This window comes from Streptomyces paradoxus (assembly GCF_014202475.1).
GTDB classification, from domain to species: Bacteria; Actinomycetota; Actinomycetes; order Streptomycetales; family Streptomycetaceae; genus Streptomyces; species Streptomyces paradoxus.
This window is the reverse complement of the sequence record NZ_JACHGV010000003.1, coordinates 559,394-585,622: the sequence shown is the minus strand read 5'-3', so window position 1 is coordinate 585,622 and position 26,229 is coordinate 559,394. Positions and strand designations below refer to the sequence as shown.

21 protein-coding genes are annotated in these 26,229 nt (G+C 70.8%); 8 read left to right on the top strand and 13 right to left on the bottom strand.

Annotated elements, in window-relative coordinates:
• Positions 1-208: 208 nt before the first annotated feature.
• Positions 209-1,561, top strand: coding sequence for a M14 family metallopeptidase (locus tag HNR57_RS12400; protein ID WP_184559758.1), 1,353 nt, complete (start codon positions 209-211; stop codon positions 1,559-1,561).
• Here HNR57_RS12400 and HNR57_RS12395 read toward each other — a convergent pair.
• The 5 genes from HNR57_RS12395 to HNR57_RS12375 form a co-directional block, all read right to left on the bottom strand.
• Positions 1,558-2,085, bottom strand: a complete 528-nt coding sequence (locus HNR57_RS12395) for a hypothetical protein (RefSeq protein WP_184559756.1) — start codon at positions 2,083-2,085, stop codon at positions 1,558-1,560. The two genes, HNR57_RS12400 and HNR57_RS12395, sit on opposite strands and share 4 nt — an antisense overlap.
• A 65-nt stretch (positions 2,086-2,150) precedes the next feature.
• Entirely contained in the window at positions 2,151-3,671 is a 1,521-nt protein-coding gene (locus HNR57_RS12390; RefSeq protein ID WP_184559754.1) for a GntP family permease, read from the bottom strand.
• A gap of 102 nt (positions 3,672-3,773) precedes the next feature.
• Positions 3,774-4,184 carry a RidA family protein gene (locus HNR57_RS12385; RefSeq protein ID WP_184559752.1) on the bottom strand — a complete coding sequence of 137 codons (411 nt, stop codon included), beginning with the start codon at positions 4,182-4,184 and terminating at the stop codon, positions 3,774-3,776.
• Positions 4,181-4,942 (bottom strand): IclR family transcriptional regulator, encoded by a 762-nt coding sequence (locus HNR57_RS12380; protein ID WP_184559750.1) that lies wholly within the window; start codon positions 4,940-4,942, stop codon positions 4,181-4,183. Before HNR57_RS12380 ends, HNR57_RS12385 begins: the two co-directional genes overlap by 4 nt.
• A complete protein-coding gene (locus HNR57_RS12375) occupies positions 4,939-5,973 on the bottom strand; it encodes a sugar kinase (RefSeq protein ID WP_184559748.1) in 1,035 nt (344 codons plus the stop codon). The genes HNR57_RS12380 and HNR57_RS12375 overlap by 4 nt, the downstream gene beginning before the upstream one ends.
• 135 nt (positions 5,974-6,108) lie before the next feature.
• On the opposite strand from HNR57_RS12375, the gene HNR57_RS12370 reads away from it, so the two are divergent.
• Both HNR57_RS12370 and HNR57_RS12365 read left to right on the top strand, forming a co-directional pair.
• Positions 6,109-7,386, top strand: coding sequence for an amino acid deaminase (locus HNR57_RS12370; protein WP_184559746.1), 1,278 nt, complete (start codon positions 6,109-6,111; stop codon positions 7,384-7,386).
• A gap of 14 nt (positions 7,387-7,400) precedes the next feature.
• Entirely contained in the window at positions 7,401-9,014 is a 1,614-nt protein-coding gene (locus tag HNR57_RS12365; protein ID WP_184559744.1) for an N-acyl-D-amino-acid deacylase family protein, read from the top strand.
• A gap of 207 nt (positions 9,015-9,221) precedes the next feature.
• On the opposite strand, the gene HNR57_RS12360 is transcribed toward HNR57_RS12365, so the two are convergent.
• Both HNR57_RS12360 and HNR57_RS12355 read right to left on the bottom strand, forming a co-directional pair.
• The gene (locus HNR57_RS12360) at positions 9,222-10,148 is read right to left on the bottom strand and encodes a S1 family peptidase (RefSeq protein WP_184559742.1); all 927 of its coding nucleotides are present in this window, start codon (positions 10,146-10,148) and stop codon (positions 9,222-9,224) included.
• Positions 10,149-10,309: 161 nt separating this feature from the next.
• Positions 10,310-11,281 carry a hypothetical protein gene (locus tag HNR57_RS12355; protein ID WP_184559740.1) on the bottom strand — a complete coding sequence of 324 codons (972 nt, stop codon included), beginning with the start codon at positions 11,279-11,281 and terminating at the stop codon, positions 10,310-10,312.
• A 126-nt stretch (positions 11,282-11,407) separates the two neighbouring features.
• Between HNR57_RS12355 and HNR57_RS12350 the strand changes: the two genes are divergently transcribed.
• Both HNR57_RS12350 and HNR57_RS12345 read left to right on the top strand, forming a co-directional pair.
• Entirely contained in the window at positions 11,408-12,619 is a 1,212-nt protein-coding gene (locus HNR57_RS12350; protein WP_184559738.1) for a pyridoxal phosphate-dependent aminotransferase, read from the top strand.
• A gap of 132 nt (positions 12,620-12,751) precedes the next feature.
• A complete protein-coding gene (locus tag HNR57_RS12345) occupies positions 12,752-13,168 on the top strand; it encodes an SCO4983 family protein (protein ID WP_184559736.1) in 417 nt (138 codons plus the stop codon).
• A 143-nt stretch (positions 13,169-13,311) separates the two neighbouring features.
• Here HNR57_RS12345 and HNR57_RS12340 read toward each other — a convergent pair whose 3' ends face one another.
• Both HNR57_RS12340 and HNR57_RS12335 read right to left on the bottom strand, forming a co-directional pair.
• Complete coding sequence (locus HNR57_RS12340; protein ID WP_184559734.1) at positions 13,312-15,042, bottom strand: Ig-like domain repeat protein; 1,731 nt, start codon at positions 15,040-15,042, stop codon at positions 13,312-13,314.
• Positions 15,043-15,287: 245 nt separating this feature from the next.
• Positions 15,288-17,117 carry a phosphoenolpyruvate carboxykinase (GTP) gene (locus tag HNR57_RS12335; protein ID WP_184559732.1) on the bottom strand — a complete coding sequence of 610 codons (1,830 nt, stop codon included), beginning with the start codon at positions 17,115-17,117 and terminating at the stop codon, positions 15,288-15,290.
• 326 nt (positions 17,118-17,443) lie between these two features.
• Between HNR57_RS12335 and trhA the strand changes: the two genes are divergently transcribed.
• From trhA to HNR57_RS12320, 3 genes are all read left to right on the top strand, one after another.
• Positions 17,444-18,157, top strand: coding sequence for a PAQR family membrane homeostasis protein TrhA (gene trhA, locus HNR57_RS12330; protein ID WP_184559730.1), 714 nt, complete (start codon positions 17,444-17,446; stop codon positions 18,155-18,157).
• Between the two features lie 108 nt (positions 18,158-18,265).
• The gene (locus HNR57_RS12325; protein WP_376772225.1) at positions 18,266-18,892 is read left to right on the top strand and encodes a TetR/AcrR family transcriptional regulator; all 627 of its coding nucleotides are present in this window, start codon (positions 18,266-18,268) and stop codon (positions 18,890-18,892) included.
• Positions 18,893-18,925: 33 nt separating this feature from the next.
• Complete coding sequence (locus HNR57_RS12320; RefSeq protein WP_184559726.1) at positions 18,926-19,657, top strand: Mut7-C RNAse domain-containing protein; 732 nt, start codon at positions 18,926-18,928, stop codon at positions 19,655-19,657.
• Here the strand turns inward: HNR57_RS12320 and HNR57_RS12315 are convergent.
• From HNR57_RS12315 to HNR57_RS12300, 4 genes are read right to left on the bottom strand one after another with little or no spacing between them, the layout of a single operon-like run.
• Positions 19,654-22,059 (bottom strand): galactose oxidase family protein, encoded by a 2,406-nt coding sequence (locus HNR57_RS12315; protein WP_184559724.1) that lies wholly within the window; start codon positions 22,057-22,059, stop codon positions 19,654-19,656. The two genes, HNR57_RS12320 and HNR57_RS12315, sit on opposite strands and share 4 nt — an antisense overlap.
• Positions 22,056-23,249, bottom strand: a complete 1,194-nt coding sequence (locus HNR57_RS12310) for a glycosyltransferase (protein ID WP_184559722.1) — start codon at positions 23,247-23,249, stop codon at positions 22,056-22,058. Before HNR57_RS12310 ends, HNR57_RS12315 begins: the two co-directional genes overlap by 4 nt.
• A complete protein-coding gene (locus HNR57_RS12305) occupies positions 23,246-24,895 on the bottom strand; it encodes an ArnT family glycosyltransferase (protein WP_184559720.1) in 1,650 nt (549 codons plus the stop codon). Before HNR57_RS12305 ends, HNR57_RS12310 begins: the two co-directional genes overlap by 4 nt.
• Positions 24,892-26,175: a glycosyltransferase gene (locus tag HNR57_RS12300; protein ID WP_184559718.1), complete on the bottom strand. Its 1,284-nt coding sequence runs from the start codon at positions 26,173-26,175 to the stop codon at positions 24,892-24,894. The genes HNR57_RS12305 and HNR57_RS12300 overlap by 4 nt, the downstream gene beginning before the upstream one ends.
• Positions 26,176-26,229: the final 54 nt, after the last annotated feature.

The following is a 26,229-nucleotide window of genomic DNA, read 5'->3' as shown; positions in this document are numbered from 1 at the left end:
CCTCACTCTCCCCCGGTGCGTACATCCAGGCACGCCGGGGCCACACCTGTGGGTGTACTTCCGCCGGGACACCTCGGCCGTGGTGCCGCACGCGTACACTGCGCGGCCACTTTCGGTCTTGACCTGCTCATGCCATTGGCAGAACGATATGCGCCACCCGCACCACGTACGTCGCACTGAACAACCCCACCTCCCACAAGGAGATTTCATGCGACTTCGCATACGAGGCTCCGGTGCCCGCACCGGCAGACGCACCGCCGCCCTCGCCGGCCTCCTCGCCCTCGCCCTCGCGGCGCCCCTGTCCGCGACGACGGGCGACGCCACCGCCGACAGCGCCCGCAAGCCGGCCGCTTCGGCCGACGACGTCCGGCAGTACGAGATCCATCTGCATTCGACGGCAAAGGACCGTACGGCACTTCAGCGCGCGGGCGTGACCGTGGACGAGGTCCACGGACACGGCGTCGTGGTCTCCGGCCGCGCGGACCAGATCAAGAAGCTGCGCACGCTGGGCTACGAGGTAGCACCGCTCGGCGCGGTGCCCGACCGGTCCGCCGGCGAGGACGACGTCCGGCTCCTCGACTTCCCGTCGGCCGACTCGAAGTACCACAACTACGCGGAGATGACGAGCGAGATCAACTCGATCGTCTCGGCCAACCCGTCCATCGCGAGCCAGCGCGTGATCGGCAAGTCGTACCAGGGCCGGAACATCGTCGCCATCAAGATCAGCGACAACGTCGGCGCCGACGAGTCCGAGCCGGAGGTGCTGTTCACGCACCACCAGCACGCCCGCGAGCATCTGACCGTCGAGATGGCGCTCTACCTGCTGCGCGAGCTGACCTCCGACTACGGCTCCGACTCACGCGTCACGAACATGGTGAACAACCGCGAGATCTGGATCGTCCCGGACATCAACCCGGACGGCGGCGAGTACGACATCGCCACCGGCTCGTACCGCTCCTGGCGCAAGAACCGGCAGCCCAACTCCGGTTCGTCGTACGTCGGTACGGACCTGAACCGCAACTGGAACTACCGCTGGGGCTGCTGCGGCGGCTCCTCCGGGTCGACGTCCTCGGACACCTACCGGGGGACCTCGGCGGAGTCCGCGCCCGAGGTGAAGGTCGTGGCCGACTTCGTGCGCAGCCGGGTCGTGGGCGGCAAGCAGCAGATCAGGGCCGGCGTGGACTTCCACACTTACAGCGAGCTGGTGCTGTGGCCGTTCGGCTACACGTACTCCGACACGACGACCGGGATGACCGCGGACGACCACGCGGCGTTCAAGACCGTGGGCCAGAAGATGGCCGCGAGCAACGGGTACACGGCGGAGCAGTCCAGCGACCTGTACATCACGGACGGGTCGATCGACGACTACCTCTGGGGTGCGCACAAGATCTTCGGCTACACCTTCGAGATGTACCCGCGCTCCGGCGGGGGTGGGTTCTACCCGCCCGACGAGGTGATCGAGCGGGAGACCTCCCGTAACCGCGACGCGGTGCTGCAACTGCTGGAGAACGCGGACTGCATGTACCGGTCGATCGGAAAGGAAGCGCAGTACTGCGGTTAGCCCGCGACTTCCTCTTCCTCTTCCTCGAAGTAGGCGTCCAGCACCGCGTCCAACCGCGCGTCCCACTCCTTGAAGTGGCTCCTGGCCGGTGCCTCGATCTCGATCGGGTACCAGCGCCGGTCAGGGGTGTGGACGGTGACGGTGTACCGCTTGCCGAAGCGGGCCGTCTCCGTCTCGACCGCGCCGATCTCGTCCCAGCGGAACTCGCACTCCTGGTCGTCCAGGGACATGCGGACGCCTCTGCGGTCGGCGACCATCCTGGCGCGGCGGTCGGACGCCTCGAAGACGGGTCCGTCGGGGTCGGCTTCGGTGTCCTCCTCCGGTTCGGAGGGGGACGCCTTTGCCGTCTCCTCCGACTCGGCGGGGGCCTCTTCGGCCTCCTCGGCGTCCGCGGCCTCAGGCTCCTTCTCCGGCCCGTCCCCCTCCGTCCGTCCGGACGCGGGTGACGTGAGCCCGGGGATGAAGGCCGGGTCGAATCCGGCGCCTTCCAGGGGCTGGCTGCTCGAACCTATGCGCTGCTCCACAGCGCAGAAGTATGGTCGAGAAACCTGTGCGGCACACAGTCGACCCCGACTTCGTTATCAGACGCCTACACGAACAGGCTCAGCACGGCCGCCACCGCGAACCCCGCCACCGACAGCACGCTTTCCAGCACCGTCCAGGTCTTGAGGGTGTCCCGCTCGCTGATGCCGAAGTACTTGGCGACCATCCAGAAGCCTCCGTCGTTGACGTGCGAGGCGAAGATGGAGCCCGCGGAGATGGCCATGATGACCAGGGCGACGAAGGCCTGGGAGTGGTCGCCCTCGGCGAGCAGGGGGGCGACGATGCCGGCCGTCGTGACGATGGCGACCGTCGCCGAGCCCTGGGCCACGCGCAGGACCACCGAGATCAGGTAGGAGAGCACGAGCACCGGCAGGCCGACGTCGTGGAAGGTGTCCGAGAGGGCCTGGGCGACGCCGCTGGCCTTGAGGACGGCGCCGAAGACGCCGCCCGCGCCGACCACGAGCAGGATGTTGCCGACCGGCTTGAGGGACGCCGTGGACACCGTCTCCAGGGACTTGCGGGACCAGCCGCGGCGGATGCCCAGCAGGTAGTACGCGAGGAACAGGGCGATCGTCAGCGCCACGAAGGGGTTGCCGAAGAACTCGATCACCGAGCGCAGCGTGGAGGGGTCGAGGGCGATCGAGGAGAAGGTGGCGGCGAGGATGAGCACCAGGGGCGTGCCGATGATGGCGAGGACCGTGCCGAGGGACACCGGCTGCTCGCTGGGCGCGACCCCGGCGGCCCGCTGCTCGTCGACGACGGCCTGCCTGGCCTCCTCGGCCGCCTCGACCATGTCCTGCGGCACGGGGACGAAGATGCGGCGGCCGATCCACGCCGAGTAGGCCCACGCGGCCACCACGGCCGGCAGACCGCAGACGATGCCCATGAGGATGACCCAGCCGAGGTCGACGTGGAGGAGACCGGCCGCGGCGACCGGGCCCGGGTGCGGCGGCAGGAAGGCGTGCGTCACGGACAGGCCAGCGAGCAGCGGCAGGCAGTAGAGCAGGATCGACTTGCCGGTGGGGGTCCCCCCTGGACCGGAGCTTGTCGGAGGCCCTTGGGGGCGTTTGGCGGCGGCGTAGACGATCGGGGCCAGGACGAAGATGCCGACGTCGAAGAAGACGGGGATGCCGAAGATCAGGCCGGTGAGGCCCATGGCGAGCGGGGCGCGCTTCTCGCCGAACAGGCCGAGCAGACGCCTCGCCAGCACCTCGGCGCCGCCGCTGACTTCGAGGATCGCGCCGAGCATGGTGCCCAGGCCGATGATGATCGCGACGTGGCCGAGGATGCCGCCCATGCCGGACTCGATGGTGGAGACGGCGTCCGACTTCTGGACCGTGCCGAAGAGTTCGGTGACCGACAGTCCGGCGGCGAGGCCGACGGCTATGGAGACCGCGAGCAGGGCGACGAACGGCTGGAGTCTCGTCCTGATGATGAGGAAGAGCAACAGCACGATGCCGAGCGCCGCGGTGAGCAGGAGTCCGGCCGTGCCGTCGACGAGGAGGAGCAGCCCTCCCGTGTGGGGTGGGGTCTCGACGGGGGCGGACGCGGCGAGCGAAGGGGACATTCGGGGGTCCTCTGGGTAAATGCATGCGGTTTCGGGGTAGGGGGGAGCGCGGCGCGGCGCATCGAACGGCGCCGCGCCCGGGAAAGGCGGGGTGGAGGTGGGTCAGCCGAGGACGGCCAGCGCGTCGATCTCGATGAGGAGATCCGCGGGAAGGCCGACGTAGACCGTCGTGCGCGCGGCGGGCGGCTGGGTCAGGCCCTGCTCCTCGAAGTACGCGTTGTAGAGGGCGTTCATCTCGGCGAAGTGGTCGACGTCCGTGAGGTAGACGCGGATCATCATCACGTCGTCCCAGGAGGCGCCGCCCTCCTCCAGGATGGCCTTGACGTTGGCCAGGGTCTGGAGGGTCTGCTCGCGCAGGGTCGGCCCGGCGGGCGTGGGCGCCTTGCCCTCCTCGGCGGGCAGGAAGCCGACCTGGCCGGCGACCTGGAGGATGTTGCCCTTCTTCACACCGTGCGAGAACTTCGCCGGCGGGGTGGTGTGGGTCTTCGGGGTGAGTGCCGTCTTGTCCGTCATTCGGTGCCCTTCACTGGTGTCCTGCCGGAGTACTCGCCGCTGATGGCGTCCGCCGTACGGCGCACCAGCGGCAGGAGGGTGAGGAGTTCGTCGGCGGTGACGACGACGTTCGGCGCGGAGACCGACATCGCGGCGACGACCCGGCCGTCGGCGCCGCGGACGGGCGCCGCGACGCAGTTGATGGACTCCTCGTGGCCGCCGAGGTCGGTGGCCCAGCCCTGCTCGCGCACCTTCTCCAGCTCGCGCAGGAACGCGCCGGCGTTGGGTGTCGAACGGGACGTGTACGTGGGGTAGTCGAGCTTCTCCGCGATGGCCCGCCGCTCGTGCTCGGGCAGGTCGGCCAGGAGCAGCTTGGCGACCGCGGCGACGGTGATGGCGACGGGCTTGCCGATGCGGGAGTACATCCGCACGGGGTAGCGGCTCTCGACCTTGTCGATGTAGAGGACCTCGTTCTCCTCGTACACGGCGAGGTGCACGGTGTGCCCGCAGCTCTCGTTGAGGCGGACCAGGTGGGGATGGGCGATCTCGCGGACGTCGAGGTTCTCCATCGCCTCCTGGGCGAGCGCGAAGAGCCGGGCGCCGAGGCGGTAGCGCTGGTCGGACTGGCGGTAGACGAGCCCGTGCTCGTGCAGGGTGCGCAGCAGGCGCAGGGCGGTGGACTTGTGGACGCCGAGGCGGTCGGCGACCTGCCCCAGGTCGGCGGGGCCCTCGGCGAGCAGCGGCAGGATGCTGAGCGCGCGGTCGACGGTCTGGCTCATGGCGTACGTACCTCCTCGTCGGCCCGCTGGGTGTCCTCGGTCCAGCCCGGGCCGAGTCGCAGTCTCCCCCATGCCGCGTCGTCCAGGGCGGCGAGCCGGTCGGCGTGCTCCCGGGCGGGCGGGACGGCGAGGTCGCCCGGCGCGGTGAGCGCGGCGGCGGCCGTGAGGTGCCCGTGCCGCAGCCGGTCCCGGACGGGCAGACCGCGCAGGGTGGCGGAGAGGAAACCGGCGGCGAAGGCGTCGCCGGCACCGACGGCGGCGACGACGTCGACCCGTGGGGCGGGCACGAAGGTGACGTCCCGCTCCTCGAAGACGGTGGCTCCCGCGGCGCCCTGCTTGACGACCAGCACGCCGGGTTCGGGGAGGGCGGCGCGGACGGCCTCGGCGCTGTGCAGCCCCCAGGCCTCGTCCTGGCCGACGAACACGAGGTCCGCGCCCCGGGCGAGGTCGCGCAGCACCATCGGGGCGTCCGGGGCGCTCCACAGCCCGGGACGGTGGTTGACGTCGAAGGAGACCAGGGGCCGGCCGGGGCGGCGGGCGGTCAGCTCGCGCATCAGGCCGAGGCAGGCGGGGGAGAGCGCGGCGGTGATCCCCGAGAGGTGCAGCACGCGCCCGGCGCGCACCGCGGCCAGGTCCACCGTGTCGGCGGACATCGCCGAGGCCGCCGATCCGGCCCGGTAGTAGGCCACCTCGTGCGCGTCACCGGCCCGGTCCCCCGCCGTGCGGAAGTAGATCCCGGTCGGACGCGCCGGATCGCGCCGTACGGACGCGACGTCGACGCCGTAGGACCCGATCTCCTCCAGGAGATGGTCGCCGAAGCCGTCCGCGCCCACGGCGCTGATCCACCGCACGGAGTGCCCCGCCGCCGCCAGTGCGCACGCCACGTTCGACTCCGCCCCGCCGATCCCCCGCTCGAACGACGGCACATCGGCGAGGCGCCCCGGCCGGGAAGGCAGGAACGTGACCATGGACTCGCCGAGCGCGACGACGTCCACGACGTCGGGGGCGTTGCAGGGTCCGGTGGGGGTCACGATGCTCGTAGCTCCTCGGCGGCTTCGGTGGGTGCCGGTTCCATTGACCGGGGGTGGCCGAGATGTTAGACAGCGTTGAGCGATATACGCAATGAATGTTGCAAGAAATGCAACACCGCTGATCAGGAGTTCTCCATGACAGGCGACACCGCAGCCGAGTCCCTCGCCCGGCTCGCCGCAGAGCGCGTCGACCACCGCTTCAAGGGCCTCCCGCCGGACGCCGACGCACTGACGGTCGGCGAGCTGGCCGCGCAACGCCGCAACCTGTTCACCGGCGGCTTCGCCACCCCCGTGCTCGCGCTGTCCGCCGAGCGCCTGGAGCACAACCTGAAGCTCATGGAGACGTACGCCGCCCGGCACGAGCTGGCCTTCGCGCCCCACGGCAAGACATCGATGGCCCCGCAGCTGTTCCAGCGGCAGATCGAGCACGGGGCGTGGGGCATCACGCTGGCCGTGCCGCACCAGGTGCGGGTGGCGCGCGCGTTCGGGACACGGCGTGTGTTCCTGGCCAACGAGCTGGTCGACGCGGCGGCCCTGCGCTGGATCGCGGCCGAGCTGGACGCCGACCCGGACTTCGAGCTGATCTGCTACGTCGACTCCGTGCGGGGCGTCGAGCTGATGGACGCCGCGCTCCGGGACGCCACCCGCCCCGTGGACGTGGTGGTCGAGCTCGCCGCCGGGGAGGGCGCCCGGACCGGTGTGCGTACGGAGGCGGAGTGCGCGGCGGTCGCGGACGCGGTGGCGGGCACCCGCACCCTGCGGCTCGTCGGTGTCGCGGGTTACGAGGGTGAGGTGCCGACGGCCGACACCGAGCGGGTGACGGCGTGGCTGCGGCGGCTGGTCGCCCTCGCGGCCGACTTCGACAAGGCCGGGCGCTTCACCGGGCTGGACGGGATCGTGATCAGCGCGGGCGGCAGCGCCTGGTTCGACGCGGTCGCCGAGGTCTTCGCGGAGATCCCCGAATTGTCGCTTCCCGTACTGAAGTTGCTGCGTTCGGGCGCGTACGTCTCGCACGACGACGGCCACTACCGCAAGCTGACCCCGTTCAACCGGGTGCCCGAGGAGGGCGCGCTGGAGCCGGCGTTCCGGCTGTGGACCCAGGTCGTGTCGCGGCCATCGGCCGAGCAGGCCTTCGTCAACGCGGGCAAGCGGGACGCGGCCTACGACCTCGACCTGCCCTTCGCCCAGGTGATCCGCCGGGACGGCGTCGAGCGCCCGGCCACCGGGGTGTCCGTGACGGCCCTGTCCGACCAGCACGCCTGGCTCGCCACCACGCCGGAGGCGGATCTGGAGGTCGGCGACTGGGTCGGGCTCGGGCTGTCCCACCCGTGCACCTCGTTCGACAAGTGGCAGCTGATCCCCGTCGCCGAGGCGGACGGCACGGTCGTCGACTACGTCCGCACGTTCTTCTAGAAGGGCCGTCAGCGATGGAAGAGCTCGTCATCCGGGACGCCGACGTCGTCGACGGCTCCGGCTCGGACTCCTACCGGGCCGATGTCGTCGTCGACGGCGGCCGGATCGTGTCGATCGTCAAGGAGGCCGCCGCGGCCGGCTGCCAGCGGCCGAAGGCGCGCCGGGAGCTGGACGCCGAAGGGCTGGTCCTCTCCCCCGGCTTCGTGGACATGCACGCCCACAGCGACCTGGCGCTGCTGCGCGATGCCGACCACAGCGCCAAGGCCGCGCAGGGCGTCACCCTGGAGGTCATCGGCCAGGACGGCCTGTCGTACGCGCCGGTCGACGACCGCACGCTCGGCGAGGTACGGCGGGCGATCGCCGGGTGGAACGGCCCGGGTGACGACATCGACTTCGACTGGCGGTCGGTCGGCGAGTACCTGGACCGGCTGGACCGGGGGATCGCCGTGAACGCGGCCTACCTCATCCCGCAGGGCACCGTCCGGGCGCTCGCCGTCGGCTGGGAGGACCGCGAGGCCACCGACCAGGAGCTCGACCGGATGCGGCAGCTGGTCGCGGAAGGCATGGAGCAGGGCGCCGTCGGCATGTCGTCGGGACTGACGTACACGCCCGGCATGTACGCGCAGGACGCCGAACTGACGGAGCTGTGCCGGGTGGTGGCGTCGTACGGCGGCTACTACTGCCCGCACCACCGCTCCTACGGGGCCGGAGCCCTTGAGGCGTACGAGGAGATGGTCGCGCTGACCCGGGAGGCCGGCTGCTCCCTCCATCTCGCGCACGCCACCATGAACTTCGGCGTGAACAAGGGCCGGGCGCCCGAACTGCTGGCCCTGCTGGACGAGGCGCTCGCGGCCGGGTCCGACATCAGCCTCGACACGTACCCGTACACACCGGGCTGTACGACGCTGGCGGCCGTGCTGCCGAGCTGGGCGAGCGAGGGCGGCCCGGAGGAGATCCTGCGGCGGCTGGCGGAGAACGGCACGGCGGAGCGCATCCGCCACGACCTGGAGGTCACCGGCTCGGACGGCTGCCACGGTGTGCCCGTCGAGTGGGACACGATCGAGATCTCGGGTGTGAACGACCCGGCCCTGGCCGATTTCGTCGGCCGGACGGTCCAGGAGTCGGCGGACCGGCGGGGCGAGGCTCCCTGGGAGACCGCGCGCGGGCTGCTGCTGGCCGACCGGCTGGCCCCGACGATCCTCCAGCACGTGGGCCACGAGGAGAACGTCCGGGAGATCATGCGCCACCGGGTGCACACCGGCGGCTCGGACGGCATCCTCCAGGGCGCGAAGCCGCACCCGCGCGCCTATGGCACCTTCCCGCACTACCTCGGGCACTACGTCAGGGAGTTGGGGGTGCTGTCGCTGGAGGAGTGCGTCGCGCACCTCACGTCCCGCCCGGCGGCGCGGCTCCGGCTGCCCGACCGGGGCCTGGTCCGCGAGGGCTACAAGGCCGACCTGGTGCTGTTCGACCCGGCGACGGTCGCGGCGGGCTCCACCTTCGCGCAGCCGCGCACGCTCCCGACGGGCATCCCCCATGTCCTGGTCGACGGCCGGTTCGTGATCGAGGACGGCCGGCGCACGGACGTGCTGGCGGGCCGGGCGGTCCGCAGGACTCCTCCCGCGTGACCGCCCGGCCGGCACCCTGCCCCAGGGCCTGTCGTTTGGATCATGCCGGCGTCGCGGGGCGTGGCACGCACATCTGCCGCGTTGTCGTCGGTTGTCAACGCTCCGCGTTGACGCCCTCCTCCGCCTTGCATCTGCACGCACCACGCCTCGCTCAGGTCGGCCGAGAGGCGCTGTCCCTCTCGGCCGACCTGATCCAAACGACAGGCCCTACGGCTTGGGCAGCGTGCAGCCGCTCGCGCTCAGGTCGAGCTTGCTGTCGATCCCGAAGCAGGCCGGGATCCCGTAGGTCTGCTGGGCGTAGTTGATGCCCTTGCGCACGGTCACGGTGCCGTTGGCGTCGACCTCGCAGGGGTTGTTCACCGTGCAGCGCTCACCGTCCTCGTTGCCGGTGTTGTTGACGGCGACGACCTTGTTGGTGGCCTGGTCGACGACGGGCGAGCCGGACGTGCCGCCGATGGTGTTGCAGGCGGAGGTGTAGCGGACCGAGTCCTTCCAGGTCCAGTCGCCCTCCTTCAGGGTGGGCACGAACCCGTCGATGTTGCAGCTGTAGATCCGCTTCCAGTAGCCGGAGGGGATGCCGATGGCGGTGCCGGCGACCGGGTGACTGTCGCTCAGCGTCAGCGCGTTGATGTTGTACGAGCTCTTGATCTGCCCGTAGGTGGTGGTGAGCTGGTACAGCGCGACGTCCGTGTCGGTCATCGTGCCGTAGGAGAGCTTGGCGGCGCGCAGGGTTGCGACGCGCGAGCCGGAGGCGTTGAGCAGACTGAAGGTACGGCTGGAGGCCTTGTCGACGAGGACCTGCCCGGGGCCGGGGAATCCGGACTCCAGACAGTGGCCGTTGGTCATCACGAGCGCCGGGTCGTTGTCCTCGGCGTCCGGCATGCGGACGACGGAGCCGGAGCAGTTGCTGAGCGCGACGGTGCCGGCGAAGTTCACGGCCTTGGTCTGCGGACCGCGGAGGCCGGACAGCGTCTGCTCCACGGACGTGACCACGCCGGAGACGGCGGACGTGGCCGAGCCCGTGTCCGCGGCCTTGCCGACGCCCGTGGGGGCGGCATCGGCAGCGGTCGCGGGGGCCGCGCCGGCCCCGGCTATCGCCAGGGCGCAGAACGCGGCGGCGAGAGGTTTTCTCATGGGGGGTCCCCTCTTGCGACGGAGGCGACCGGAAATCCTCCGGCCGCCTGCACTGTTGTCATGTGCATTGTGATCGTCGCGAGGGGGTGGCACAAGAACCTGTTCCACAACCGGAATCCCGGCGTCCTGCCCGACCCTACTCAACCGCCCTTACGGGTCGGTCACTTGGGTCCCTTGGTGCCGCCGGGGCCGCGCCCGGGTTTCCCGTCGGGCCTGCCGGGGGCCGAGGCCGTGGCGGTCGGGCTGGGGGCGGATTCCGCCGGGGCGGTGGTGGTGGCGTCGCCGGCCGGGGGCCGGGCACCGTCCGTACCGGACGCGGACGGGGTCAGGCTGACCGAGGGCGACGGGCTCGCGGAGGTGGCGCCCGACGACCCGTCAGACCGCTCCGGCCGCCCCGCGAGCGGGGCGTCGGGGCTCGCCGCCGGACCGGTGTCCGTGGGCGACACCGCCGGTTGCTCCCCCGCCGGATCCGAGCGGCCGCCCTCGCCGCCGCGCGTCCCGCCGGAAGACGCACCGGAGAAGGAGAACCCGGCGACGAGGACGGCCGCCGACACGACACCCACGGCGCCGGCGGCGACCGCCACGCGGCGCGACCACCAAGCGGGGGGCTTGCGCCGGGCACGATGCCCGGCACCGACCCGCCCTCCCGGCCCCGGCACCACGGGCAGCTCACGGGTCTCACCGACGCCGTCCGAGCCACCGGGGTACGGGCGGGCGAGTGCGTCGCCGGGGTGCGCGGACGCGCTGTGGGAGCCGTCCATACCGTCGCCGGGGTACGCATGGCCGGTTCCGGAACCGTCCACCGCATCGCCGGGGTACGCGTGACCCCTGCCGGAACCCTCCCCACCGCCGCCGGGGTACACCTGCCCGGCCCGGGAGCCGTCCGCGGCATCGCCGGGGTACGCGTGGGCGCCGGTGTGGTCCGCGCCGTCCGCGCCCGTCGCGCCGGCGCCCGGACGCGGCGCGGCCGCCGGGTCCATCCGGTCGTACACGTCCTGCCAGCCGTGCGCCGCCGCCGGATCCGCGTACGCGTCGTACGCCGGAGGGGAGGCACCCTGCGGCAGGTACACGTTCGGCGGCCTCTGCGGCTCGCCGCCCGTCGCTCCATCGGCGTAATCGAATGGCTTGGACATGGCGGCGAATTCTAGGGACCGAAGGTGCTGGTGGGACAGCGGACGGCGATATCGACCCAAATCGCCGCGTCTCACGTGGCGGAAAACACGACCCGGGAGCCATTACCGGGCCGTAAGCTCCCACACATGCAGGTGATCCAGTCGACCAAGCTCGCCAACGTCTGTTACGAGATCCGGGGCCCGGTGCTCGAGGAGGCGATGCGACTGGAAGCTGCCGGGCATCGGATCCTCAAGCTGAACACCGGCAATCCGGCCGCGTTCGGCTTCGAGTGCCCGCCGGAGATCCTGGAGGACATCCTCCGGAACGTGTCGTCGGCACACGGCTACGGCGACGCCAAGGGCCTGCTGGCCGCGCGCCGGGCGGTCGTCATGCACAACCAGACCCTCGGCATCGAGACGGACGTCGAGCACGTCTTCATCGGCAACGGGGTCTCCGAGCTGATCGTGATGGCGATGCAGGGCCTGCTGGACGACGGCGACGAGGTCCTCGTGCCCGCGCCCGACTACCCGCTGTGGACCGCCGCCGTCTCCCTGTCCGGCGGCACCGCCGTGCACTACCGCTGCGACGAGCAGGCCGACTGGATGCCGGACCTCGCCGACATCGAGCGCAAGGTCACCGACCGCACCAAGGCGCTCGTGATCATCAACCCCAACAACCCGACCGGGGCCGTCTACGACGAGGCGATGATCAAGGGCCTGACCGACATCGCCCGCCGGCACAACCTGCTCGTCTGCTCCGACGAGATATACGACAAGATCCTCTACGACGGGGTCACGCACACCCCGACCGCCTCCGTCGCCCCGGACCTGCTCACCCTCACCTTCAACGGCATGTCGAAGGCCTACCGGGTGGCCGGCTACCGGGTCGGCTGGATGTCGATCTCCGGCCCGCGCGCCCACGCCGACTCCTACATCGAGGGCCTGACGATCCTGGCGAACATGCGCCTGTGCGCGAACATGCCCGGGCAGCACGGAGTCGTCGCGGCGCTCAGCGGGCGCCAGACGATCAACGACCTGGTACTTCCGGGCGGGCGGCTGCGCGAGCAGCGGGACACGGCGTACGAGCTGCTGACCCAGATCCCCGGCGTGAGCTGCGTGAAGCCCAAGGGCGCGCTCTACCTCTTCCCTCGCCTCGACCCCAAGGTCTTCAAGATCAAGGACGACCGCCGCATGGTCCTGGACCTGCTCCGGCGCGAGAAGATCATGGTCGTCCAGGGCACGGGCTTCAACTGGCCGGAGCCGGACCACTTCCGGGTGGTGACCCTGCCGACGGTCGGGGACCTGACCGATGCCATAGGGCGGATCGGTCACTTCCTGGACGGCTACAGCCAGGCCTGATCCCGCCCGGCCCCGCCTGACCCGACTGCCCGCTCACGCTATGTGCGCGGGCAGTCCTGTTTTGTGAACAACTCAACTTTAGACGAAATCTAAGCTAGGATGGTTTCCTGTAAGCACTCAGGAGGCCCTCCCATGTACGAACCGATCCGCACCAAGTCGGTCCACAGCACGGTGGACGGCCCCAACCCCGACTTCCCCCACCGTTCCCGCGAGGAAGAGCTGGACATCCAGCTCGCGGGCCACCTCGCCGCCCTGCTCGCCGTCACGGACGAGCTGCGCGCGACGCAGACCTCGGCCGACCTGGACACGGCGGCGGAGCGGCTCGCCGAGCAGGTGGGCCGGCTGAGGGGTGGCCACGCCCCGGCCCGGGTGGCGGGCACCCGGCGCGAGCGGAGCGCCGCGGCCCTGCACCGGCGGGCGCACGCCCTGGCCGGACGCGCGCTGGTCGTCGCCGCCTCCCGCGCCGACACGGCGGCCGCGATCCTGGCCGCCGAGCGGATGGACGCCCACACGGCGGCTCTGGAGCCGCGCGAACTCGCGTCCCGCTGAGCCCTTCGGGCTCCCTTTGCGGCCCCGGTCCGCGCGCACCCGCAGCGACGCGCGGACCGGGCGCCATCACCCCTCCGTGAGGGCCTTCAGGTACCCCCGCCCGGCCTCCGCCATGCCTGCCGGAAACCGGGTCGGAGCGGACCTCAGCGCCTGACGTACACCTCCGCCGACGCCGTCGACCCCTCGTGCAGGTCGTCACCCGGCCAGCTGACCGTGTAGGTCACCTCGCGGCGGGTGCGCGGCACGTCGTTGATCGTGAACGTGCCGTCGGCCCCGACGGTGACCGACGACAGGGTGCCCGTGCCGAGCCGGTCCTCGCGCACGACCTTCAGCACGGCCCGCTCGGGCAGCGCCTTGCCCTGGGCGGTGAACGTTCCGGTGATCTCGATGCCGCCGGACATGCTCGCCTCCTCCGGGGCGGTGAGCGCGATCGCGGTGGGCGCCTTGCCGACGGACACGGTGTGGGTGACGTCCGTGGCCGGGCGGTGGGTCAGGTCACCGAGGTACGACACCGTGTACGTGGCCTCGCCGACCAGGCCGGGCTCGTCGAGGACGGTGAAGGTGCCGTCCGCCTTCACGGTCGCGGTACCCAGGTCGTGGGTGCCGTCGGCATCGGTGCGGGTGGCCTTGACCTTGAGCGGCTCGGTCGGGGCGGGGCCGTCGAGCTCCAGCTTGCCGCGCACGGCCAGCGGCTCCCCGGCGACGGCCCCGCCGGGGCTGTGGGTCAGCCCGCCGGTGAAGCGGGTGTCGTACTGGACGGCGGGCGGCTTGATGATGTGCAGCCAGTACTGGCCGCCCGCCGCGTTGGTGGTGACCGCGAACAGCCGGGACCCGTCGGACGACCACTCCATGCCGCGCGGCACGACCCGGTCCCCGTCGAGGCTGCCCTCGAAGACGAACTCCAGCGGAGTGGTGGAATCGTCCGGGTCGGCCGGCTGCACCAGCAGGTCGGGGACGGCACCGGTGGCGGCGGCTCCGCGCGCGATGTACTTGCCGTCGCCGCCGAAGGCGACCGCGCTGGCGGTGGCCCCCTCGGGCAGGGCCCGGTAGCCGGTCGCCGCGTCGGACAGGTCGTCGGTGTTCAGCAGCCGGGTGCCCGCGGTGGCGTCGGCGACGGCGACCTTGCCGCCGTCGGCGGAGAAGGCCAGGTCCTTGAGGTTCAGGGCGCCGTTGCCCTGGCCGTCGGCGAAGCGCCGCGCCGCGCCCCGCACGGGGGTCCCGCTGCCGGTGTCGTACACGGCGAGGAAGGGGTCGGCCGCCTTGGCGTTGAGCGGCTGGCCCATGAGCATGCGGTCCCCGGCCCCGGCCTCCAGCAGCAGATCGCCGTAGTCGTTCCAGCCGGTGCGGGTGTGCACGCCGTTCACGATCCCGTCGAGCTGGGTCTCGGCGGTGGCGCACTGGGAGGTCGAGGACGCGTACGGCGTCGTGAACCAGGTCTGGCCGCCGGACTGGGCGACCTCCCGGCCGCACGTGTCGGTGTTGGCGGCGGAGACGGTGGTGCGCTGGAAGGTGGTGGTGTCGTAGGCCTCGATGCGGTCGCGCAGGCCCGCGTACAGCTTGCTGCCGTCGGCGCTGACCGCGAGGCCGGAGACATGGGCCTGGTTGGTGGTGAGGGTGGTGAGGCGCTCACCCTCGAAGGTGTAGACGGCGATGGTGCCGGAGTTGAGGTAGTAGCCGACGTTGCTGTCCGCCACGAAGATCCGCTGGTGGACGTTGTCCACGGCCAGCGCCGAGTACGACGAGATCGGCAGCTTCACCACGGCGTCGGAGGCCGCGTGGGCCGCGGGCGCGGCGGCGACGGTCAGGCCGGTCCCCGCGAGTAAGGCGGCGGAGAGTGTGGCCGCGAGACGTCTGGAACGGTGTGCGGTGTTCAACTGTGCCCCCCACAGGCTGGATCGAGGGCCTCACCGGGACCGGTGAGGCGCCTGCAGGGAGCATGAAACAGGTGTGAAGATTCTGTGGGCAAGGCGGCGCGACGCGAAACGCCGAAAAGGCAGGGGCCCGCACGCCGTTGTGCGAACCCCTGCCCTTCGGTGGTGCTGTCACCGCGGCCGGCCGTGACGATGTTGCTGGTCAGGGCACTGTCGGTTCCAGCCGGCCGCGGAGTCTTGGGGGCTGGTCAGCCCAGGCGCCGCACCAGCTCGCGGTACTGGTCCCACAGCTCCTTCGGCGTGTGGTCGCCGAAGGTGTTGAGGTGCTCGGGGACCAGGGCGGCCTCCTCGCGCCAGACCTCCTTGTCGACCGTGAGCAGGAACTCCAGGTCGGAGTCGGCCAGTTCCAGGCCGTCGGTGTCGAGGGCGTCCTTGGTCGGCAGGATGCCGATCGGCGTCTCGACGCCCTCGGCCGTGCCGTCCAGGCGCTCCACGATCCACTTCAGGACCCGGGAGTTCTCACCGAAGCCGGGCCAGACGAACTTGCCCTCGTCGTCCTTGCGGAACCAGTTGACGTAGTAGATCTTCGGCAGCTTGGACTGGTCCTTGTCCTTGGCCACGTCGACCCAGTGGGCCATGTAGTCGCCCATGTTGTAGCCGCAGAACGGCAGCATCGCGAAGGGGTCGCGGCGCAGCTCGCCGACCTTGCCCTCGGCGGCGGCGGTCTTCTCGGAGGCCACGTTGGCGCCGAGGAAGACGCCGTGGTTCCAGTCGAAGGACTCCGTCACCAGCGGTACGGCGGTGGCGCGGCGGCCGCCGAAGAGGATCGCCGAGATCGGCACGCCCTTGGGGTCCTCCCACTCGGGCGCGATGATCGGGCACTGCGAGGCCGGGACGGTGAAGCGGGCGTTGGGGTGGGCGGCCGGGACGCCGGACTCGGGCGTCCAGTCGTTGCCCTTCCAGTCCGTCAGGTGGGCCGGAGTCTCCTCCGTCATGCCCTCCCACCAGATGTCGTTGTCGTCGGTGAGGGCGACGTTGGTGAAGACGGAGTTGCCCCACAGCGTCTTCATCGCGTTGGCGTTGGTGTGCTCGCCAGTGCCGGGCGCGACGCCGAAGAAGCCCGCCTCGGGGTTGATGGCGTAGAGCCGGCCGTCCTCGCCGAAGCGCATCCAGGCGATGTCGTCGCCGATGGTCTCGACCGTCCAGCCGGGGATGGTCGGCTCCAGCATGGCGAGGTTGGTCTTGCCGCAGGCGCTCGGGAAGGCCGCGGCGACGTACTTGGCCTCGCCGCGCGGCGGGGTCAGCTTGAGGACGAGCATGTGCTCGGCCAGCCAGCCCTCGTCACGGGCCATGACGGAGGCGATGCGCAGGGCGTAGCACTTCTTGCCGAGCAGGGCGTTGCCGCCGTAGCCCGAGCCGTAGGACCAGATCTCGCGGTCCTCGGGGAAGTGCGAGATGTACTTGGTCTGGTTGCAGGGCCAGGGGACGTCCGCCTGGCCGGGCTCCAGCGGGGCGCCCAGGGTGTGCACGGCCTTGACGAAGAAGCCGTCGGAGCCGAGCTCGTCCAGGACCGCCTGGCCCATGCGCGTCATCGTGCGCATCGAGACGGCGACGTAGGCCGAGTCCGTGATCTCCACACCGAGCGCGGACAGCGGCGAGCCGAGCGGGCCCATGCAGAAGGGCACGACGTACATGGTCCGGCCGCGCATCGAGCCGCGGAACAGACCGCCCCGGCCTCCGGAGCCCTGGAAGATCTCCCGCATCTCGGCGGGGGCCTTCCAGTGGTTGGTCGGACCGGCGTCCGCCTCCTTCTCGGAGCAGATGAACGTCCGGTCCTCCACCCGGGCGACGTCGGTGGGGTCGGAGGCCGCGTAGTAGGAGTGGGGGCGCTTGATCGGGTCGAGTTTGCGGAAGGTGCCCTTCTCGACGAGCTCCTCGCACAGTCGCTCGTACTCGGCCTCGGATCCGTCACACCAGACCACGTTGTCCGGCTGCGTCAGTTCAGCGATCTCGTTGACCCACGAGATCAGCCCCTGATGGGTGGTGGGGACGGTGGGAGCCGCGATATCGCGCGCCACGATTGCTCCTAAATGAGGGATTTTTTGTGATGTGGAGGCCCCGTGGGGGCTGCGACCCGGATGCTTCGGTGGATCTTGGCGCTCATCCGGTGCCGACCGCACTCATTTGATCATCCGACGTACGCGCCCATCTGTCCAGAGGAGCGCACAGGTGAGCAACGTGAGGCTCGCCACGGTTTCTCGCGCCCGCTTTGCGTGCACGTTGCGTTCACCTGACCGTTCGTTTGCGTGACCACCCCCGGGCCGGGGTGAGAGGATGGCCACTCTTCACCGGTCAATCGACGGCACCGACGCGCCACTTACGGTTCCGTAGCTACCATTCGGCCATGACTGCGTTCGTCCCCGACGCGCCCACGGACTCGGCGGCCGACGGCCACGGTCCGCAGGCGCTCTCCCTGCCGCATCCGGTCAAGCCGAAGCTGCGCGGCTGGCTGCACCTGGGCATGTTTCCGGCCGTTCTGGTCGCGGGCCTGGTGCTGACCGCGCTCGCCGACTCCACCAGAGGACGCATCGCCTGTGGCATCTTCGCCCTGACGGCATGCCTGCTGTTCGGCGTGAGCGCGCTGTACCACCGGGGCGACTGGAGTCCGCGCATGGACGGCGTCCTGCGCCGGCTGGACCACGCCAACATCTTCCTGATCATCGCGGGCACGTACACGCCGCTGACCATGCTGCTCCTGCCCGGCGCGAAGGGTCAGTGGCTGCTGTGGGGCATCTGGGCCGCGGCCGTGGCCGGCATCCTCTTCCGGGTCTTCTGGGTCGGCGCCCCGCGCTGGCTCTACACGCCGTGTTACATCGCGATGGGCTGGGCGGCCGTCTTCTACCTGCCGGACTTCATGCGGACCGGCGGCATCGCCGTCCTCGTCCTGGTCATCGTCGGCGGCCTGCTCTACAGCGCAGGCGGCGTGGTCTACGGCATCAAGCGGCCGAACCCGTCACCCCGCTGGTTCGGCTTCCACGAGGTGTTCCACTCCTTCACCCTGGCCGCCTTCATCGCGCACTACGTGGGGATCTCGCTGGTGGCGTACCAGCACGGGTAGCCCTCTCGATTGACAGTGACGACCATGTGACAGTCACTTTCATTCAATGGCCGCTGTCGACAGCCCGGCCATGGCCGGGCCCGAGGCCGATGCCCGACAATGACCTTCATGACGGCCCCGCGCACCACCCCCGCCGACCGGCCCCCGCTGGGACTCCGGGAGCGGAAGAAGATCAAGACCCGCCAGGCGATCCGCACCGCCACGTACGCGCTGATCGAGGAGCAGGGTTACGACGCCACGACGATCGAGCAGATCGCGGACCGCGCCGAGGTGTCGCCGTCGACCGTCTTCCGGTACTTCCCGACCAAGGAGGACATCGTCATCACCGACGAGTGGGACCCGGTGATGATGGCGGAGCTGCGGGCCCGGCCGCGGGACGAGTCGTGGGCGGACGTCCTGCGGCACGTGATGCGCACGGCGCTCGACCTGAGCCTCGCCGAGGAGCCCGAGGTGACGCGGCTGCGGACCCGGCTCGGGGTCGAGGTCCCGGCCGTGCGCGCCCGCATGATGGAGAGCATGGCGTCGACCGGCCGGCTGCTCCGCGAGGCCCTCGCCGAACGCTCCGGGCGCGATCCCGGCAGCCTGGAGCTACGGGTTTTCGCCATGTCGGTGATGGGCGGGCTGATGGAGGTCTCCCAGTACTGGGCGGAGACCGGCCACCGGGACGACATCCGGGACCTCGTCGACCGCGCCCTGGACGTCATGGAGCACGGCCTGCCGGGCGGAAAACCCTGAGGCCGGTGCCCGTCGCCGTGACATCCTGACCTGGTGAACGGTCCTGAGATCCACGTCGAGTTCGCCCCCGAGCTGCACGTGTTCGTCCCCCGGGCCCGCCGTGACGGCACCGTGCGGGCCGCCACCGACGGCGCCGCCGGCCTCGGCCATGTCATCGAGTCGCTGGGCGTGCCGCTGACCGAGGTCGGCGCGCTGCTCGTGGACGGCCGCGAGGTGCCCGTCTCGCACGTCCCGGCGGCCGGGGAGTCGGTGACCGTACGGACCGTCACGCGCCCCCAGCGGGTCCCGGGCGCTCCCCTGCGCTTCCTGCTCGACGTGCACCTCGGCACGCTGGCCCGCCGGCTGCGCCTGCTCGGCGTGGACACGGCCTACGAGTCGACCGACATCGGCGACCCGGCGCTGGCCGCTCGCTCGGCGGCGGAGCGGCGGGTCATGCTGAGCCGCGACCGGGGGCTGCTGCGGCGCCGCGAGCTGTGGGCGGGGGCGTTCGTGTACAGCACCCGGCCGGAAGAGCAGCTGCGGGACGTACTGGACCGGTTCGAGCCCGAGTTGCTCCCCTGGACACGGTGCACCGCCTGCAACGGGATGCTCCACAAGGCCTCCAAGGAGGAGGTGGCGGACCAGTTGCAGCAGGGCACGCACCGGTCGTACGACGTGTTCGCACGGTGCGCGGCCTGCGGCCGGGCGTACTGGAAGGGCGCGCACCACGAGCAGCTGGAAGCCATCGTGGAGCGCGCCCTGGCGGAGTCCCGCAGCCGCGGCTAACCGCGTTTCACATCACCCTTGCCGCAGGCGATGCCGTCCCTGTTGCGGTCCAGGTTCAGCGGGTCGTCCTTGCCGTTGACCTTCAGGCGGCCGTAGTCGTTCGCCTTGAGCCACTCGCAGCGGGCGGCGGTCGTCTTCTTCACCTCCGCCGGGAAGTCCGTCGGCACGCAGACGTTGATCGAGCCGTAGTGGCGGTCGCAGCCGGAGACCGTCGGGCTGACCTTCTGCGACACCCGCTTCTTGCCGGGCCCCGCGACCTTGCCCTTCGGTGCGTCGGCGAAGTCGTGGACGTGGGCCGAGGCGTCCGTCGCCTTCAGGGCCTGCGGGCCCTGGAGGTGCACCCACTTCGCCACCGACGGCACCCCGTTCGCGTCGACCGCGAAGAGCATGTACCAGCCGGGCGGGGCCAGGTTGGGGTTGCTCGTCACGTTGAGGTCGACGTTGTTGCCGTCGACCGACAGCGGCAGGTCCACGAACCGCTGGTTCGGGTCGGAGGAGTGCGTGACGGCGGCCGGGCGGATCAGCTCGGCCTTGGCGATGGGCCGGTCGACGGTGATCCGCTGGGTGTCGCCGTAGTTCCACTCGGTGTCGATGACGGACGTGATCTGCGGGCGCGGGCCCTTGAACAGATAGGGCGGGCTGTAGACCGACACGTCGTGGTTCCACGTGCCGTTGCCCGGGTTGTCGCCGGTGGTCATCACGCGGCCGTCGGGCAGCAGGAACGCCGAGGAGTGGTAGCCGCGCGCCTCGGGGTCGACGGCCACCGGGTCGAAGGTCTCCGACGCCGGGTCGAAGATCGACGTCTCGTAGACCGGGTTGGCCCGGTTGTGCAGCGCGCCGCCCGTCTCCAGCACCTTGCCGTCGGGCAGGAGCACGGCGGAGACGTACATCTTGCCCTGGTTCCCGGTCTGCGGGACGGGCCCGTTGCCCATGTCGACCGTGCCCTGCGGGATCGGCGGCCCGGCCACGTACGAGGGGTTCGGCTGCTTGAGGTCGATGATGTCGGTCAGGCGGTTCGCCTCCGGGTTGGAGTCGATGTTGCCGCCGCCGAGGGTGAGGACCTTCTGGTCCTGGGCCGGGGGCAGCAGCACGCTGGCCGACTGGTCGCGCTCGTCCTTGTTACGCAGGCCGGGCACCTGGGTGGTGGTGTTGGCGCCGTAGTCGTAGATCGCCGAGCCCGTGCCCGGGATGTTGTTGCCGAAGACGTGGCTGCCCGAGTAGAAGAGGCGGCCGTCCTGCATAAGGATCATCGACGGGTACAGACCCCAGTACGACCAGGTCTGGTTGACCTTCCACAGCGGCTGCCACTGCTGCTCGGCCTCGGAGAACAGCTCGGCGGCGACCGAGCCGGTGGAGTCCTCGCGCAGACCTCCGAAGGAGATGACGTCACCGTTGCCGAGGATCGTGGCCGACGGGTACCAGTGGCCGTCGTTCATGTCGTTGGTCTTGGTGTAGGTCTCGGTCTCCGGGTCGAAGATGTACGAGTCCTTGTAGCCCTGGTAGCCGATCCGGCCGTCCGCCGTCGGGTAGCCCTTGTTGCCGCTCATCACCAGCACCCGGCCGTCCTGGAGCTGGACGTGCCCGGCGCAGAACATGTCCTTCGGCGTGGGGATGATCTTGTAGGAGCCGTTCGCCGGGTCGTAGACGGCGGAGGTGAAGGTGCCGGCCTCGAACATCGACTCGTCGTTGCCGGAGCCGGCGATCAGCAGCACCTTGCCGCCCGGCAGGACGACGGAGTGCATCGAGCGGACCGGGTTCTGCGTGGGCAGCACGTCCCACTTGCCGTTCGCGCACTGCTCGGCCGTGCCGGTGCACTCCGGTGGCAGGACCGGGTCGGGGACCTGGTCCATGGTGTAGTCGTCGGTGGTGGCGGAGCCGGTGCCGTAGACCGAGACGCCCCAGGAGATGCGGTCGGTGCCTGCCGGGACCTCGGGGGTGCGGACCGTGGCCTCGGTCCAGTCCCCGGCGAGGTCCAGGGTCTTGAGGTCGGTCCAGTACTGCCAGCCGGCCGTGGTGTCGTGCCGGAACAGGGTGATCGCCGCGTCCGGGGTCGTCGTCTTGTACCAGAGGCCGAGGTCGTACTGCTTGCCCGGCGTCACCACCGGCGCGCACGCGGCGGACTCGGTGATCAGCGCCTTGCGGTCGCCGTCGACCCGGCGGGTCAGCTCCACCTTCATGGCCTTGGAGCCGGTGTGCGCGTCGGCCGTGGTGGTGAAGGTGAAGTCGTTGTCGCCCCAGCCGGACTTCTCCCAGCAGTACGGCATGTCGCCGGCTCCGGCGGTCTCGAAGCCGGGGTTCTTGATGAGGTTGGCGGCGGAGGCGGGCTGGGGTGCGGTCAGGAGCAGGCCCGAGGTGAGGCCCGCCACGGACAGGAGTGCGGTCGTTCTGCGACGTAGGTTCACGCGGCTCTCCTTGCGGTGCGGCTGTCGCGCCCGGGCTTCTCACGTCCCCGGCGCGGCAGGTAGACCAGCGCTTCGGTCGCGGCGAAGCGCAGGACGAACGTCGTCACCAGCGCGAGCGCGGTGGCCGACAGCACGCCCAGGTGCAGCTGGTGCACGAACAGGGCGATCAGCGGGATGCGCAGCACCAGATCGGCGTTGGCGAGCAGCGCGAACCGTCCGGCCCGGTCCCACCAGCGCCGGTGCCGGCGCCGCTCGCGGAACAGCAGGTGCTCGATGAGCACGAAGTTCCAGGCGACGCCGAGCTGGTTGGCGAGGATCTCCGCCGGTACGTAGTGCATGCCGGCGGCGGTCAGCGCCCACAGGCCCAGCAGGTTCGGCACGAAGCCGGTCAGCCCGATCAGGCCGAACCCGATCATCCGCGCGACCGGCGAGGCGGCGCGCAGCCCGGCCAGGTGGCGCAGGAAGCGCAGGCCCTCCTGCGCGGTGGACTTGGACTCCCCGGCGAACCGGTCCTGGAAGACGAACGGCACCTCGGTGACCGTGCGCGGGCGGCTGCGGACGGCGAGTTCGAGGAGGATCTTGTAGCCGAGCGGCTGGAGGACCTCGGCGGTGACCGCGCTGCGGCGGATCGCGAAGAAGCCGCTCATCGGGTCGCTGATGCCGTGCAGCCGCCGCGGGAACAGCGCCTTGGTCAGCCAGGTCGCCCCGCGCGAGACGGCCACCCGGTAGCTGCCCGCGAGCCCGGCCCGGCTGCCGCCCTTGATGTACCGGGAGGCCACGACCAGCCCGGCGTTCGCCCGCTCGCCGGTGGCGACCAGGTCGGGCACGAGGGCCGGCGGGTGCTGGCAGTCGCCGTCCATGACGACGATCCAGTCCGACGTGGCCGCCTTCAGCCCCTCGACGACCGCGCCGCCGAGCCCGCCCACCGGCTCCTCGCGGTGCAGCACGGTCACCGGGAACGGGCAGTCCTGCGCCGCCTTCTCGATGACCTCGGGCGTGTCGTCGGTGGAGTCGTCCACGAAGACGACCTCGCAGGGCAGCCGGGCCGGGACGGCCTCGGTGATCTGGCGCAGCAACTGCCGTACGTTCGCGGACTCGTTGAACGTCGGTACGACGATGGTGACGGCGCCCGGTTCGGGGATCTCGGTGGTCTCGACGACCTCGCCGGGGACGGTGGACTCCTGGCTCATCGCGCGCCTCCGGCGGACGTCTGGATCTGGCGGATCTCGATGCGGTCCTCGCCGGTGCCGAAGGTGGCGACCGGGTCCGAGTGCTCCATGGCGGCCTTGACGTTGGGCAGGTCGGCCGCGTCCCGCCGCACCGTCGGCGAGGCGACGACGTAGTCGAGGTCCTTCCAGCCGCGCGGCATCGTCTTGGTCACCGCCGGGTCGAGGTCGGCCTTGTAGAACCAGATGACGCCGAGCCCGGGCCGGTAGCCCTGGTGCACCAGGTCCAGCCAGAGGGCGTCGTCCACCAGCACCCGGGTGCGCTCCGGGTCCTCGACCTCCGTGGCCAGCCACTTGGAGGCGGCCTTGTAGGGGGCGTTGGCGTCGGTGGTGACGGCCGTGTGCGCGCCGTCGTACCAGCGGGGCACGACGTAGGCGCCTGCGGCCAGGGCGAGGACGGCGGCGAGCGCGTACCGGCTCACACTGACGTACCGTTTCTCCGCCTCGGAGCGCCAGCGGCTCAGCACGGCGTGGGCGACGGAGGCGGTACCTCCGGCGAGGACCAGCGCGAGGAACGGCAGGGCCTGGATGACGTACATCGCGGGCAGGTAGCCGTTCGGGCGCAGGGCGAGCGCGGCGAAGACCGCCACGGCCAGGGCCGGTCCGGCCAGGGCCCGGGCGGTGACCGACCAGCGCCAGGTGAGGAGCAGCAGCAGGGCGCCCGCGAGGCCGCCGAGGGGCAGGATCTTGTCGTAGTACAGCCACGACCGGAGCACGCCCCAGGAGCCGGAGCCCTGGTCCAGGATGAAGCCCGAACCGGGTCTGGTCATCTGGTACTTGACGCCGTCCCAGAGGGACACGTGTCCGGCGCCGGGCAGCAACTCGCCCTTGAGCAGGGCGAACAGCGGGTACGAGAAGCCGATCAGGGCGCAGGCCGTGACGGCGCCGGTGATGGCGAACTTGCGGGTGTCCCGGTGGCTGTGGCGCCACATGGTGAGGAACAGGGCGGGCAGGACGACGAGCATCGTCTCCTTGGTGAGCACGCCCGTGGCGGCCGCGATGCCCGCGCCGAAGTGGTGCCAGAGGTGGCGGCTCGGGGAGGCGGCCAGGGTGAAGGCCAGCAGCGTCCACATCACCGCGAGGTTGTCGAGGAAGATCTCCCGCTGGAGGACGACCGACAGCGGCGACAGCCCGAAGAACACCATGCCGAGCCCGGCGGCCCAGCGGGGCAGCGCGAGGCGCCGGCCCAGCACGTAGACGAGGACCGCGCTGATGCCGCTGATCACCAGCATCGCGGCGCGCATGGTGCCCACCGTCATCGACTCGGGGCTGATCAGCGCGGGAATCCAGGTCAGCAGGGCGATCTGGATCCAGCCGAGCGGCGGATGGTCGTACCAGTAGGTGTAGTGGGCCAGGCCGTTGCCCTGCTGGACCGACCAGGCCTGGGCGAGATAGGTGCCCTCGTCGTCGCTGAGGGCGGGGTAGTCGCCGATGTTCCAGCCCTGCACGACGAGGATCGCCGCGAGGAGGACACCGCACAAGAGCAGGTCGGGCCGGGAGGAGCGCAGCCGGCTCGGCGGCTCCGGTCTGCGGTGCGTACCGGTGCGGGGCGCAGGACGGCGCTGCGCGGGGACCTTCGGAGTGGTCACCGCGGGAAGGGTGGAGGTCACGCGGGAACGTCCTCTCGGGTCACGGCCTGCCGGGTCCCGGCCGTCTCGTCGAGGTGGGCCCCGACATGGCTGGTCAGCTCCCAGTCGTTGCGGCCGCGCTGCTCGCGCCAGACGGCCCGCACGGCCGCTCCGGCGAGCAGGACCTGGTAGAAGGGGCCGCCGACGATCAGCTTCAGATAGTGCGCGAAGCGGACGCGCAGCCCGTACTGCTTGCCGAAGTCGTGCAGTCCGACGATCTCGAAGACGAAGGTGACCAGGGCGGTGACGGCCGGCAGGAAGGTGATGAAGGCGATGCCGACGGGCACGTCCAGGAACAGGGCGATCGCCACGTTCAGCGGGATGATCAGGCCGGTGAAGGCCTGCATGAACGGAGTCATCAGGGTGTAGCGGGCGAGCAGCCGCTGCCCGAGGGTGGGCAGTTGCTTCCAGTCCTTCTTCCGGTAGACCTGAAGGAATCCCTGGTTCCAGCGGGTGCGCTGCTTCAGCAGGGACATCAGCGAGCCGGGGGTCTCCTCGCGGGTCACCATGTCGGAGTCGTAGGCGACGACGACCTTCTTGCCGACGCTGGACAGGCGCACTCCGAGGTCGCAGTCCTCGGCGAGGCAGTCCGGGTCCCAGCCGTCGGCTGCCCTGAGGACGTCCGTGCGGACGAAGACGGTGTTGCCGCCGAGCGGAATGAAACCTTTCTGCGCGTGCAGGTGGAGCCGCGAGCGGAACCAGAAGAAGTACTCCAGGCAGTTGCGCAGGCTGTACCAGCTGGAGTGGAAGTTGATCAGCTGCACCCCGCCCTGCACGACGTCCGCGCCGGTGGTGCGGAAGGCGTGGTCGACGTGCGCGAGGAGTTCGGGGTGGACCTGGTCCTCGGCGTCGAACACGCCGACGACGTCGCCGCGGCAGTGCGGCAGGGCCGTGTTCATGGCCTTCGGCTTGTTCTTCTTCTCGTGGGTGTCGACGACGACCCGGACCCGTGGGTCACGCGCGGCGGCATGCTCGGCCACCGCGGTGGTCTCCGGGTCGTCGTGCCCGACGATCACGATGATCTCGAAGTCGGTGTGGCTCGACTCCAGCAGCCGCTGGATCGTGTGGTCCAGCACCGCCTGTTCGTGCCGGGCGGGCAGCAGCAGCGAGAAGGAGACGTGCTCGTCCCCGTCCGGACTGCTGAACCGGGTGGAGGCGAGCACTTCCGGCGTGCGCCAGGCGTGCATCTGCCACCACAGTGTGAACGCCGCCATCCAGAACAGGGCCAGTGAAACGGCAGCGATGAAGACAGACGTCAGCAAACAGATCCCCCCAGATCCCAGAGCCCCCGGTCGTGACGGTGTGCCGGTGCGGCC

What these genes read in the sequence shown, in the direction of transcription:
- HNR57_RS12390 (WP_184559754.1), bottom strand. Translation starts at nt 3,671, where the DNA reads ATGTCCCCTTCGCTCGCCGCGTCCGCCCCCGTCGAGACCCCACCCCAC.
- HNR57_RS12310 (WP_184559722.1), bottom strand. Translation starts at nt 23,249, where the DNA reads ATGAGCCAGGAGTCCACCGTCCCCGGCGAGGTCGTCGAGACCACCGAG.
- HNR57_RS12355 (WP_184559740.1), bottom strand. Translation starts at nt 11,281, where the DNA reads ATGTCCAAGCCATTCGATTACGCCGATGGAGCGACGGGCGGCGAGCCG.
- HNR57_RS12360 (WP_184559742.1), bottom strand. Translation starts at nt 10,148, where the DNA reads ATGAGAAAACCTCTCGCCGCCGCGTTCTGCGCCCTGGCGATAGCCGGG.
- HNR57_RS12400 (WP_184559758.1), top strand. Translation starts at nt 209, where the DNA reads ATGCGACTTCGCATACGAGGCTCCGGTGCCCGCACCGGCAGACGCACC.
- HNR57_RS12345 (WP_184559736.1), top strand. Translation starts at nt 12,752, where the DNA reads ATGTACGAACCGATCCGCACCAAGTCGGTCCACAGCACGGTGGACGGC.
- trhA (WP_184559730.1), top strand. Translation starts at nt 17,444, where the DNA reads ATGACTGCGTTCGTCCCCGACGCGCCCACGGACTCGGCGGCCGACGGC.
- HNR57_RS12370 (WP_184559746.1), top strand. Translation starts at nt 6,109, where the DNA reads ATGACAGGCGACACCGCAGCCGAGTCCCTCGCCCGGCTCGCCGCAGAG.
- HNR57_RS12385 (WP_184559752.1), bottom strand. Translation starts at nt 4,184, where the DNA reads ATGACGGACAAGACGGCACTCACCCCGAAGACCCACACCACCCCGCCG.
- HNR57_RS12325 (WP_376772225.1), top strand. Translation starts at nt 18,266, where the DNA reads ATGACGGCCCCGCGCACCACCCCCGCCGACCGGCCCCCGCTGGGACTC.
- HNR57_RS12365 (WP_184559744.1), top strand. Translation starts at nt 7,401, where the DNA reads ATGGAAGAGCTCGTCATCCGGGACGCCGACGTCGTCGACGGCTCCGGC.
- HNR57_RS12380 (WP_184559750.1), bottom strand. Translation starts at nt 4,942, where the DNA reads ATGAGCCAGACCGTCGACCGCGCGCTCAGCATCCTGCCGCTGCTCGCC.
- HNR57_RS12350 (WP_184559738.1), top strand. Translation starts at nt 11,408, where the DNA reads ATGCAGGTGATCCAGTCGACCAAGCTCGCCAACGTCTGTTACGAGATC.